Raw genomic sequence first — 11,349 nt, 5'->3', positions numbered from 1 at the left:
GGCCCGGCGCCGCCGCGGTTCCGGCGCGGTGCCGGTCGCCGCGGGCGGTCGCCGGGCGTCCGGCGGCGGTCACTGGATGCCGAGCTTGGCGCACGCCTGGGCGTACACGCCGGTGCAGACCTTGGCGGGCTCCAGCACGCCGCCCGGCTTCACGACGTCCTTGATGTTCTGCTGCGTCACCACGGTCGGGACGAACAGCTGCGACGGCGTGTCGAACAGGGTGGTGTTGCCCTGCGGCTTCTTGCCCTGGGTGAAGTCGTGGGCGGCGACCGCCGCGGCCTCGGCCACGATCTTGATCGGCTTGGAGATGGTGTTGTACTGGTCGCCGGAGACGACCCGCTGGATCGCGGCGAGCTCGGCGTCGTTGCCCGTGACCGGCGGGACCTTCGCGCCGGCGGCCTTGAAGGCGGCGATCGAGCCGCCGCCGGTGCCGTCGTTGGCGGCCACCACGCCCGCGATCTGGGTGTGGAACTTGCTGATCTGGCCGGACACCCACTCCTGGGCCTTGGACGGCTCCCAGTTCGGGGTGTCGTACTCGGCGAGCAGCTTGAAGCCGCTCGGGTCGACCGCGCTGTGCATGCCCTTCTTGATCAGGCCCGCGGCGGCGTCGGTCGGCGAGCCGTTGACCTGGAGCATGCCGCCCTGCGCCTTGGTCTCCTTGAGGCGGTCGACCAGCGACTGGCCGATCATCTGGCCGAGCTTCTCGTTGTCGAACGACACGTAGAAGTCGGCCTTGGCCTTGGGGATCGGACGGTCGTAGGCGATGACCGCGGCCTTGCGCGCCTGCGCCATCCGGACGATCGAGGCGGCGGCGGCCGAGTCGACCGGGTCGATGACGAGCACCTTGGCGCCCTGGGCGAGCGCGGAGGTGGCCTGCTGCTGCTGCTTGGCGGCGTCGGCGTTGGCGTTCTGGTAGAGCACCTCGCAGCCGCCGCACAGCTCCTTCATCTTGGCCTTGAACAGCGGTGCGTCGTACTGCTCGTAGCGGGTCGAGGCGATGTCGGGCATCAGGAACGCGACCTTGGCGTGGTCCCCGCCGCCTCCGCCGGATCCGGACGCCTTGGACGAGCAGGCGGTGGCCGGCGCCAGCACGGCCAGCGCCGCGGCCGCCGCTGCGGCCGCTCGGAAGGACAGCTTCCTCACTTGGGTCTTCTCCTCGGTGTCCCGCCCGTGAACGACAGGGGCGGCCTGCTTGGGGGTGGTACAGCACCGCGCGGGGTGCCGCTGCGGATGTGAAGACAACACCCGCCGACGCGGGAATGTCAACATGAGTCCGTGAACTTCACATCGATAACTGTGATTTATACCGGTCCCGACGTGAAGATCGTCACTTGGACGTCCGTCGCTGAGCCGTCGAGCGGCTGGCAGCCCCGGACTTCTCCGGTATCTCCTGGAGGATCCGGCCTCGGACAGCCGCGGTACGTAGTACGTTACTTTCCACACGAACGTCACATCGCAGCCCTGCCGCACCCCTCCCGCGGCGACCCTCAGAAGGGAACCCGGTGACCGACGCACCTCCGAGCACGACCGGACCGGACGCCGACGGCGGCGGCACCCGCCGCCGCCGCGAGGCCATCCGCAGGCAGGTGACCGACGAGGGCTTCGTCCGGATCAAGGACCTGGCCGCGGCGCACGCGGTCAGCACCATGACCATCCACCGCGACCTGGACGAACTGCAGAGCACCGGCTGGCTGCGCAAGGTGCGCGGCGGCGCGACCGCCGAGCCGTCGGCCAGCTACCACGGCGACGTCCGGCACCGCCGGCAGGCGATGGCCGCCGAGAAGCACGCCCTGGCCGAGGCCGCCGCGAGCCTGGTCGGCGCGGGCGCCACCGTGATGATCGACGAGAGCACCACCGCGCTGGAGCTGGCCGGGCTGCTGCCCGCGCGCGGCCCGCTCACGGTGATCACCAACTTCCTCGCCGCCGTGAACGCGCTGACCGGCGAGACCGGCATCGACCTGATCGCGCTCGGCGGCGCGTACTACCCCGCCTACGACGCCTTCCTCGGCCTGCGCACGTCCGAGGCGATCCGGTCGCTCCGCGCGGACCTGCTGTTCATGTCCACGACGGCGATCACCAACGGCCAGTGCTACCACCAGTCGCAGGAGACCGTCGCGGTGAAGCGGGCGCTGATGGAGTCCGCCGACCGGCGCGTGCTGCTGGCCGACCACACGAAATTCGACAAGAACGGTCTCTTCCAGCTCGCCCCGCTGACCGACTTCGACCTGGTCATCGTGGACGCGGGCACGCCCGAGGCGGAGGTCGGGGCGCTGCGGGCGCGCGGCGTCCGGCTGCACGTGGCCGGGCGCGACGGACTGCCGTCGTGGCCCGCGCCCGCGGAGCGCTGACCTGCGCGTTCACCCGCCGGAACGGACGGGTTCAGCCGGCGGCGCCTGATGTCCACCGCGCCGTGAGGGGCTTGACAGCCGGGGTACGTTTCCGGGCCAAACGATGATCATCGTGCGGGGGGACGCCCTCGCGGCCATCGTCGGGCCGGGTTCGCCCCTGCCCGGAAACCCCTCACACCGGAGACCGAAAATCCTCATGCGCACCCTGCTGCTGAGTTCCGTCCTGGGCGCGGCCCTCGCCGTCGCCGGCCCCGCCGCCGCGTTCGCCGACTCCCCCTCCCACCCCGCGGGCCTGCCGAAGGAGGTCTACGGCGGCGCGTGGCAGTCGCCGCACGTCCAGGGCATCGCCGTGGACGAGCGCCGCGGCTTCATGTACTTCTCGTTCACCGACCTGCTGGTCAAGACCGACCTGTCGGGCCGGCCGGTCGGCTCGGTCGTCGGCTTCACCGGCCACCTCGGCGACCTCGACTTCAACAGCGAGGACGGCCGCGTCTACGGCTCGCTGGAGTACAAGGAGGCCAGGTCCTTCTACATCGCGATCTTCGACGTGGACAAGATCGACCGGATGGGCATGAACGCCGAGGACTCCGACGTCGTGTCGACGGTCTACCTCAAGGAGGTCGTCGACGACTACTCGGCCGACATGAACGGCGACGGCGTCTTCGACGGCAACATCGGCGCCACCCCCGACCACCGCTACGGCTGCAGCGGCATCGACGGCGTCGCGTTCGGTCCGGCCTTCGGCAGGCGCGGCGGCCCGCAGCGCCTTTCCGTGGCCTACGGCATCTATTCCAACACCGGTCGGAGCGACAACGACTACCAGGTCGTCCTCCAGTACGACACCAAGCGCTGGAAGAGCTACGAGAAGCCGCTCACCCAGCAGGCCCCGCACACCAGCGGACCGTCCAGGGCCAATGGCAAGTACTTCGTCTACACCGGGAACACCACTTACGGTGTTCAGAACCTCGAATACGACCCTTACGACGGCACCTGGCTGATGGCCGCCTACAAGGGCGCCAAATCCGGCTTCCCGAACTACGCGCTGTTCGCCGTGGACGCCACCGCCAAGCCGCGGCTCCAGCCCCTCAAGGGCCAGGCCACGCCCGAGAAGGGCAAGGTCATCCCGCTGTCCGCGCGCGGTGAGCGGGACTCCGCCACGGGCGTCCGCGGCTGGTCCGACTCGTCCGGCCAGTACGGCCTGGTCGCGGTCGGAAAGGGCCTGTACTACGTCGTGGAGAGCGGCAAGATCACCGAGGGCGGGGTGGCCAAGCAGACCGCCCGCGCCCGGCTCCACCGTTTCACCGGCGCCACTCCCAACCCCTTCACCCGCATTTCCTGACACGCTTTAGAGCGTCGTGCCGGCCGTCTTTCAGGCGGCCGGGCACGGCGTTTTTCCGGCCTCGCGTCCGTCATTCATGTCCGCGCCGCGTACATCTTGAGATGTACGCGGCGCGGCGGCGTTACGGCTCGGGTTGCAGACGGGGTGCGTTCCTCCGCCAGACGCGGCGCGGAAAGGACCGGATTCACGATGAGTGCCTGATCGTGAATCGAGGAGGCAGCATCGTGAACGGAATCTGGAGAGGGTCCGGACGCCGCCTGGCGGCCGTCGTTTCGGGCAGGCGCGCCAAATGGATCGTGCTGGCGTTCTGGGTCGTCCTCCTGGTCGCGCTCGGGCCGCTGTCGGGACGGCTCAAGGACGTGCAGAAGGACGACGCCGCGAGCTGGCTCCCGGCCGGGGCGCAGTCGACGCAGGTGGTGAAGCTCGACGAGCGCTTCCACTCCGGGGAGCAGGTCACCGCCGTGGTCGTGTACTCCCGGACGTCCGGCGTCACCCCGGCGGACCGGGCCAAGGCGCGGGCCGACGCCGCCGCGTTCGGACGGCTGCCCGGAGCCGGGACCCCGCAGGGGCCGTTCGTGTCGGAGGACGGCCGGGCGCTGCGGACGCTCGTCCCGATCCGCAAGGACGACGCGGCCGACGCCGTGAAGGCGGCGCGTGACATCGCCGCGCGCGGCGGGACCGGGCTGGAGACGCACGTCACCGGCCCCGCGGGCGGCGTCGCGGACCTGGGCGCGGTGTTCGGGGCGATGGACGGGCTGCTGCTGGCGGTCGCGGCGGGCGTCGTGGTCGTGCTGCTGCTCCTCATCTACCGCAGCCCGCTGCTGTGGCTGGTCCCGCTGGTCGGCGCGGTGTTCGCGCTCGGGCTGTCGCAGTCGGCGGTGTACCTGCTCGCGCGGTACGCGGGGCTGACCTTCAACGGGCAGACGTCGGGCATCCTGACCGTCCTGGTGTTCGGCGTGGCGACGGACTACGCGCTGCTGCTGGTCGCCCGGTACCGCGAGGAGCTTCGGCGGCACGCCGACCGGCACGAGGCGATGGCCGCCGCGCTGCACCGCGCGGGCCCGGCGGTCCTGGCCTCGGCCGGGACGGTCGCCGCCGGCCTGCTGTGCCTGCTCGCGGCCACGATGAACGCCAACCGCGGCCTCGGCCCCGTCGCCGCCGCCGGTGTCGTCGCCGCGCTCGCCGCGATGACGACATTGCTGCCCGCGCTGCTGGTGGCGCTCGGCCGGTGGATCTTCTGGCCGCTCGTCCCGCGGTACGAGCCCACCGCCGCGAACGCGCACGCGGGCGGAGGCGCGGGCCACCGGGCGGCGGGTGGCGTGGACGGGGTGTGGGGACGGGTCGGACGGCTCGTCGCGACGCGTCCGCGCGCGCTGTGGGTGGGGACGTCGCTGCTGCTGGTCGCGATGGCGTCCGGGCTCGGGTCGCTGTCGGCGGACGGCCTCGCGAACAGGGACCAGTTCGTCACCACGCCCGACTCGGTGACCGGCGCCGCGGTCGTGGCGCGGCACTTCCCCGCCGGGTCCGGCGCTCCGGCCGTGGTCATCGGGCCGGCGTCCGGGGCCGCGCGGCTGGCGGACACCCTGCGCGCGACCGACGGCGTCGCGGAGGTCGGGCGTCCGGCCGTCGCGCAGGGGTACGTGCGGTACGAGGCGACGCTGCGCGACCCCGCCGACGGACGCGCCGCCCAGGACACCGTGGACCGGCTGCGCAAGGCCGTCGGGGGCACCGCGCGGGTCGGCGGCCCGACCGCGACCGCCCTGGACACCCGCCGCGCCGCCGCGCACGACGACCGGGTCGTCATCCCGGCCGTGCTGGCCGTGGTGTTCCTCATCCTCGCCGTCCTGCTGCGCGCGCTGGTGGCGCCGCTGCTGATGACGGCCACGGTCGTGCTGTCGTTCCTGGCCTCGCTCGGCGTGAGCGCCCTGGTGTTCCGGCACGGGTTCGGCTTCGGCGGCAGCGACGCGTCGTTCCCGCTGCTCACGTTCATCTTCCTGGTCGCCCTGGGCGTGGACTACACCATCTTCCTGATGCACCGCGTCCGGGAGGAGGCGCAGCGGGCCGGGACGCGGCGCGGGATCGTGCGCGGCCTGACCGTCACCGGCGGTGTGATCACCTCCGCGGGCCTGGTGCTGGCCGCCACGTTCGCCGCCCTGGCGGCGCTGCCCCTGGTGGCCATGGTGCAGATGGGCTTCGCGGTGGCCTTCGGGGTGCTGCTCGACACCGTCGTCGTCCGGTCGCTGCTGCTGCCCGCGCTGGCCTACGACCTCGGCCGGCGCGTCTGGCTGCCCGGACGGCTCGCCGCCGCGCCCGCGTCCGCCCCGCGGCGCGGCGGAACCCTCGAACCGCTGGAACCGCTCACCTGACGTGCGCCGACGTCCGCCGACGTCCGCCGGGATCCGCTCCCCGCGCCGGAGCGGATCCCGGCGGTCAGGCCGTGACCGTAATCAGGCCGGGACCGCGGTCAGGACAGCCAGCCGGGGCGCACGACGCCCGACTCGTACGCCAGCACCACCAGCTGCGCCCGGTCGCGCGCGCCGACCTTCGCGAGGATGCCAGCACCACCAGCTGCGCCCGGTCGCGCGCGCCGACCTTCGCGAGGATGCGGCTGACGTGCGTCTTCGCGGTCGCGGTGCTCAGCACCAGCCGCCGCGCGATCTCGTCGTTCGACATCCCGGCCGCGACCAGCTCCAGCACCTCCCGCTCCCGGACGGTCAGCGCGTCCAGCGTCCCGTCCGGCGGCGGCTCGGCGAGCCGCTGCGCGAACTCGGCGATCAGCCGCCGGGTCACCGCCGGGGCGAGCAGCGCGTCCCCGCGCGCCACGACCCGCACCCCGTGGACCAGCTCGGCGGGCTCGGTGTCCTTCACCAGGAAGCCGCTCGCGCCCGCGCGAATCGCGCCGTACACGTACTCGTCCAGGTCGAACGTCGTCAGGATCACCACCCGGACGCCCGCCAGGCGCGCGTCCCCGACGATCCGCCGGGTCGCCTCCAGCCCGTCCAGCACCGGCATCCGGACGTCCATGAGCACCACGTCCGGACGCAGCTCGGCGGCCAGCCGCACCGCCCGCGCGCCGTCCTCGGCCTCGCCGAGGACCTCGATGTCCGGCTCGCCCGCGAGGATCGACCGGAACCCCGCCCGCACCAGCGTCTGGTCGTCCGCCAGCAGCACCCTGATCACGCGGACTCCCCCTCGGGCAGCGGCAGCCGCGCCCGCACCCGGAACCCGCCGTCCGGTCCCGGCCCCGCCGTCGCCTCGCCGCCCATCGACGCCGCCCGCTCCCGCATCCCGCGCAGCCCGTGGCCGCCGCCCATCGGCCCGCTCCCCGCGCCCAGCCCCTCCGCCGGGCCCCGTCCGTCGTCGTCCACCTGCACCACCAGTGCCCCGTCCGTCCGTTCGATCCGCACCGTAACCGTCCGCGCCCGCGCGTGCTTCACCGCGTTCGTCACCGCCTCCTGGACGATCCGGTATCCCGCCAGGTCGATCTCGACGGGCAGCCCGGCCGCCGCGTCCCGGCCGTCCAGCCGGACCGCGAGGCCCGCTGCGGCGGCCTGGTCCAGCAGCTCCCCGACGCGTTCCAGCGACGGGGCGGGCGCGACCGCCGCCTGCTCGTCCACCTGCCGCAGCACCCCGAGCGCCGTCCGCAGCTCCCGCAGCGTCTCGCGGCTGGCCTGCTTGATCGCCTCCAGCGCCGCGTACGGCTCCTCCCGCCGGTGCAGCGCCGCGCCCGCCTGCACGTTGATCAGCGAGAGCTGGTGGGCGAGGACGTCGTGCAGCTCCCGCGCGATCCGCAGCCGTTCCTCGACGGCCCGCCGCGCCGCCTCCTGCTCGCGGGTGGCCTCGGCCTCCGCCGCGCGCCGCTCAGCCTCGTCCGTCCTGGCCCGCCGTCCGCGCACGTAGTGGCCGAGCCAGACCGTGATGAGCAGCCCCAGGGCCAGCCACGCCAGCGCGTTGCCGTCCATGAGCGGCCGGCCGCGCACGGGTCCCGCCCCCACGGCCACGGCCTCCACGAACCCGGCGACGGCCAGCGCCACCCACAGCCGCCGCTCGACCGCCACCGTGAACAGCGCGAGCGGGAACAGGAGCGCGATCGCGCCGCCCGGATACCCGAGCGGGTAGTACAGCAGCACCGCCGAGGTGACCACGACCAGGACCGTCACCGGGAACCGCCGGCGCACCGCCAGCGCCGCCGCGGCCACCAGGATCAGCAGGACGCCCCCGGGCCACGGCGACCGCTCCCCCGCCGACGCCCGCAGGAGCGTGACGCCCAGCACCACCGAGGCCGCCACCGCCGCGAACACCACGTCCGCCCGCGACACCCGCAGCCCCCGGATCAGCTCCACCGCCCCACCGTAACCATCGCGGACCGTCCCGTCTGCGGACGGATCCCGTCCGCCGGCCGCCTCCGCCTCACCTGTCGCCGAGGAGGACGGTCGGGTACTTCCGCGGCAAGGACGTGACCATGTCGTTCATGAACGCGACGACCCCGTCGGACGCTCCCGCCAGCCGGTAGAGGTCGCCCTGGGAGGGCAACGACAACGGGACGCGGGCGAGCACCGCGCCCGTGCGGGCGTCGTTGACGGTCAGCCGGTCGGCGAACTCCCCGCCGTGAACGCTGCTCAGCGAGTAGACGCGGCCGTCCGCGACGGCCACCGAGGGATTCAGGGCGGGCCAGTCGTGCCTCCCCGGCAACGGAGACGTCCACAGCGTGCGGCCGGAGACCTCGTCGTTCGCGCAGATCCCATGGCGGGCGCCGCGGGCCAGGCGCAGGTAGCAGGTGCCGTAGCGCACCCCGTCGCGAAAGACCAGGTCGTCGCCCCTGGAAACCGTGTCCGTCGGCTTTCCCGCAGCGGGGCGCTCAGCGATCGCAGAGCCGGTTCGGGCGTCGTAGACGGCCTCCCGTTCGACCGTCCAGACCACCACCCGGTCGCGGCCCAGGTCGGCCACCTTCACCGGCAGCTTGCGGGCCAGGTCCCGCCCCGGCCACCAGCTCGCGAACGTCCTGCTCCACAGCAGCCGCCCGGTGGCGGCGTCGCGGCCGTCCACCGTCTCGTCGCCGTGGCACTGGTGGTGGAGGACCACCGTGCTCTCGGTGAGGAGCACCGCCGTGTGGTCGCACGGGTCGGGGACCTGCCAGCGGGTGCGCCCGGTTCCGGGATCGAGGGCGACCACCGCCCGGGAGAACGGGATCACCGCCGCGGTTCTAACGCGCGGCTCCCAGAAACCGGTGGAGGGGTACGGGCCGCTTCCGTCGATCGTCCGCTCCCAGGCGACCCTTCCCTTGCGGATGTCCAACGTGGTGACCCGCAAAGGCACGGAGGTCGAACCCGCCTCCGCGTCGGCACGCGCCCACACCGTCAGGAGCCGCCCGCGCTTCCAGTCGACGGACGCGGCGACGAGGTGACCGCGGCGACGGGTGAAGGTCCAGTACACGCGCCCCGAACGCAGGTCGGCGGCGGTGATCGCGTCCGCCTCCGGGACCGCCCGGAGGGCGACTCCGCCATAGATCATCGGGAGGTAGGGAAAGGTCGCCACCGTCTTCTCCGGCCGGTGTGGCGCCTCGGCCGCCACCGCGGTCGGGAAGGCTCCGTGCGGCCCGTCCAGCTTCCAGTCCGGACGGGGTCGCGCCTCCCACACGGCCACCGCCGTGGACACCGCCAGGAGGACGAGCATCAACGCGAGAAGCAGACGCAGGCCCGGGGGCCGCCGGCCGCGCCAGTGCCGCACGGGATGGCGCCACCAGCCCGGCGGGTGCGCCGGCGGCGGGTCCGACGTGGGCAGAAGGCCAGGTCGGGCCACGGGTTCGGGCATGCCACCACATCCGGACGGTCGGGGGGTACCAAGCGGAGGGCTACACATATAGCAGGATCAACTCGACACCAACCGTCAATTCCGTCAAGAAGGGAGTCCGATTTCAGATATGTCGGCACTCGGCTCCTTTCTCCGGCGGGGGCGGACGTTCTAGGTTGGGCAGATGTCATCTGGCAGCAAAGGGGCGCGGGCCGTCGCCGCTGATTACTCCTGGACCGAGGACGATGACGGGGGCCTGTTCGCGGCGTACTGCCTCACGCTGGTGCGCGGGATCGGGCCGGACGAGTTCCTGCGGCGGATCGGCGCGCGGATCCTGCACGAGGCGCTGCCGCTGGACGAGCAGTACTTCGAGTCCTCCTTCGACCGCTGGGAGGCGCCGCACTACGGGAACACCCAGTTCATCGGCGCGACGAGCGTGCCCGGCGAAGGCGGCGACTGGACGCTCGCCTTCGAGGTGAACGGCCACCTGGGCGTGACCCACGAGCTGGTGGTGCCCGCGTCCGCGGGGACGCGCCTGGTCTCGCACAGCTACAACGAGGGCAACGCCCACGGGTACTTCATGTGGGTCGAGGACGGCGACGTCCGGGTCGAGTTCGAGCCGCTGTTCGCCGACGTCCGCGAGGGCCGCACCCCGGACGCGCTGCTCGACGACATGCGCGGGATCGGCTTCGACCTCGACTCGGACCGGGAGGAGGTCGGGCCGACGACGTCGGGGGCGTTCGCCCTGGCCGAGCGCCTCACCGGCGTCCGCGTGACCGAGGACCTCGTCACCGGGGCCCGTTTCCTGTGCGGGGAGGCCGCCGACCACCGGACGGGCGCGTGACCGGGGAAACGGGCGCGGGAAAATGGGGCGGGGTCCGTCGGGGGGCGGCGCTAGGGTGCGGATCATGGCAGGCGAGGAGACGGTACGGGTCGACCTGTGGATCTGGTCGGTCCGGCTGCTGAAGACCCGGTCGCAGGCGACGGCGGCCTGCCGGGCCGGGCACGTGCGGGTCAACGACGAGCGCGCGAAGCCCGCCACGGCCGTGAAGGCCGGGGACGAGGTGCGGGTGCGCGTCGAGGGACGCGAGCGCGTGGTCGTCGTGAAGAAGGTGATCCGCAAGCGGGTCGGGGCGCCGGTGGCCCAGGAGTGCCTCGTCGACCACAGCCCGCCCCCGCCGCCGCGCGAGCTGACGATGCCGGTCGGCCTGCGGGACCGGGGCGCGGGACGTCCGACCAAGCGCGACCGGCGGGAGCTGGAGCGGCTGCGGGAGCAGCGCGACGCCCCCTTGTTCGGCGACCCGGACAAGATCAGGCGCCGCCTCGGGCAGGAGTGACCCCGGCGCGGAACTGAGCAAGAAAGGGGGCGTCCGCCCGCGTCGTTATACGCGGTCGGACGCCCCTTAGAACGGCGTGGGGTACGGGTCAGGGCTTGAGGACGATCCGGATCGGGTTGCCCTCCTTGGCCTCCAGCGCGTGGACGGCCTTCGGCGCGTCGGCGAGCGGCATCACGGCGCTGACCGAGCCGGAGAAGTCCAGCCGGTGCGCGCCCAGCAGCCTGACCAGCTCGACGACGTGCTCCGCCGTGGAGCCGTAGTGGCCGAGCAGCTTCTTCTGGAAGTAGCTGAACAGGGTGCCGTCGGTGATCGTGATGGGCCGGTCGGTGAGGCCGACCAGGGTGAGCCGCCCGCCCGGGGCGAGGACCGCGACGGCCTGCTCGCGGACGGCGGGGACGCCGGCGAAGTCGAAGGCGGCGGCCACCCCGGCGCCGCCGGTCGCGGCGAGGACCCGGTCGCGGAACGCGGGGTCGGCGGGGTCCAGGGCGAGGTCGGCGCCGAGCGCGAGCGCGCGCTCGCGGGCGGCGGGCAGCGG

Annotated in this window: 9 protein-coding genes and 1 pseudogene; 5 read left to right on the top strand and 5 right to left on the bottom strand. The window is 73.2% G+C overall.

Annotated elements, in window-relative coordinates:
- Window positions 1-69 precede the first annotated feature (69 nt).
- On the bottom strand, window positions 70-1,143 hold the full coding sequence (locus DZF91_RS03070; protein ID WP_199486367.1) for a substrate-binding domain-containing protein: 1,074 nt from the start codon (window positions 1,141-1,143) through the stop codon (window positions 70-72).
- A 359-nt stretch (window positions 1,144-1,502) separates the two neighbouring features.
- Between DZF91_RS03070 and DZF91_RS03065 the strand changes: the two genes are divergently transcribed.
- The 3 genes from DZF91_RS03065 to DZF91_RS03055 all read left to right on the top strand — a co-directional run bounded on the left by DZF91_RS03065 (window position 1,503) and on the right by DZF91_RS03055 (window position 6,053).
- Window positions 1,503-2,348 (top strand): DeoR/GlpR family DNA-binding transcription regulator, encoded by an 846-nt coding sequence (locus tag DZF91_RS03065; protein WP_235834043.1) that lies wholly within the window; start codon window positions 1,503-1,505, stop codon window positions 2,346-2,348.
- Window positions 2,349-2,544: 196 nt separating this feature from the next.
- Window positions 2,545-3,687, top strand: a complete 1,143-nt coding sequence (locus tag DZF91_RS03060; protein WP_117355982.1) for a hypothetical protein — start codon at window positions 2,545-2,547, stop codon at window positions 3,685-3,687.
- 224 nt (window positions 3,688-3,911) lie between these two features.
- On the top strand, window positions 3,912-6,053 hold the full coding sequence (locus tag DZF91_RS03055; RefSeq protein ID WP_235834042.1) for an MMPL family transporter: 2,142 nt from the start codon (window positions 3,912-3,914) through the stop codon (window positions 6,051-6,053).
- A gap of 98 nt (window positions 6,054-6,151) precedes the next feature.
- On the opposite strand, the pseudogene DZF91_RS03050 reads toward DZF91_RS03055, so the two are convergent.
- The 3 genes and pseudogenes from DZF91_RS03050 to DZF91_RS03040 form a co-directional block, all read right to left on the bottom strand.
- Window positions 6,152-6,867: pseudogene (locus DZF91_RS03050) on the bottom strand (response regulator).
- Window positions 6,864-8,030 (bottom strand): sensor histidine kinase, encoded by a 1,167-nt coding sequence (locus tag DZF91_RS03045; protein ID WP_235834041.1) that lies wholly within the window; start codon window positions 8,028-8,030, stop codon window positions 6,864-6,866. Before DZF91_RS03045 ends, DZF91_RS03050 begins: the two are co-directional and overlap by 4 nt.
- 67 nt (window positions 8,031-8,097) lie before the next feature.
- Entirely contained in the window at window positions 8,098-9,360 is a 1,263-nt protein-coding gene (locus DZF91_RS03040; RefSeq protein ID WP_235834044.1) for an outer membrane protein assembly factor BamB family protein, read from the bottom strand.
- A gap of 301 nt (window positions 9,361-9,661) precedes the next feature.
- Here DZF91_RS03040 and DZF91_RS03035 point away from each other — a divergent pair, with 301 nt between their 5' ends.
- Complete coding sequence (locus DZF91_RS03035; RefSeq protein ID WP_117355979.1) at window positions 9,662-10,321, top strand: DUF6461 domain-containing protein; 660 nt, start codon at window positions 9,662-9,664, stop codon at window positions 10,319-10,321.
- Between the two features lie 64 nt (window positions 10,322-10,385).
- Window positions 10,386-10,814: an RNA-binding S4 domain-containing protein gene (locus DZF91_RS03030; protein ID WP_117355984.1), complete on the top strand. Its 429-nt coding sequence runs from the start codon at window positions 10,386-10,388 to the stop codon at window positions 10,812-10,814.
- An 88-nt stretch (window positions 10,815-10,902) separates the two neighbouring features.
- On the opposite strand, the gene DZF91_RS03025 is transcribed toward DZF91_RS03030, so the two are convergent.
- On the bottom strand, window positions 10,903-11,349 hold a 447-nt coding region (locus DZF91_RS03025; protein ID WP_147340965.1), incomplete at its 5' end, for a zinc-binding dehydrogenase.

It is taken from the genome of Actinomadura logoneensis, assembly GCF_003428695.1.
GTDB classification, from domain to species: Bacteria; Actinomycetota; Actinomycetes; order Streptosporangiales; family Streptosporangiaceae; genus Spirillospora; species Spirillospora logoneensis.
This window is presented reverse-complemented; position numbering and strand designations above follow the sequence as displayed.

Excerpts from the sequence above, each read along its gene's own strand:
- DZF91_RS03060 (WP_117355982.1), top strand. The coding sequence starts at position 2,545 with ATGCGCACCCTGCTGCTGAGTTCCGTCCTGGGCGCGGCCCTCGCCGTC.
- DZF91_RS03040 (WP_235834044.1), bottom strand. The coding sequence starts at position 9,360 with ATGCTCGTCCTCCTGGCGGTGTCCACGGCGGTGGCCGTGTGGGAGGCG.
- DZF91_RS03035 (WP_117355979.1), top strand. The coding sequence starts at position 9,662 with ATGTCATCTGGCAGCAAAGGGGCGCGGGCCGTCGCCGCTGATTACTCC.
- DZF91_RS03030 (WP_117355984.1), top strand. The coding sequence starts at position 10,386 with ATGGCAGGCGAGGAGACGGTACGGGTCGACCTGTGGATCTGGTCGGTC.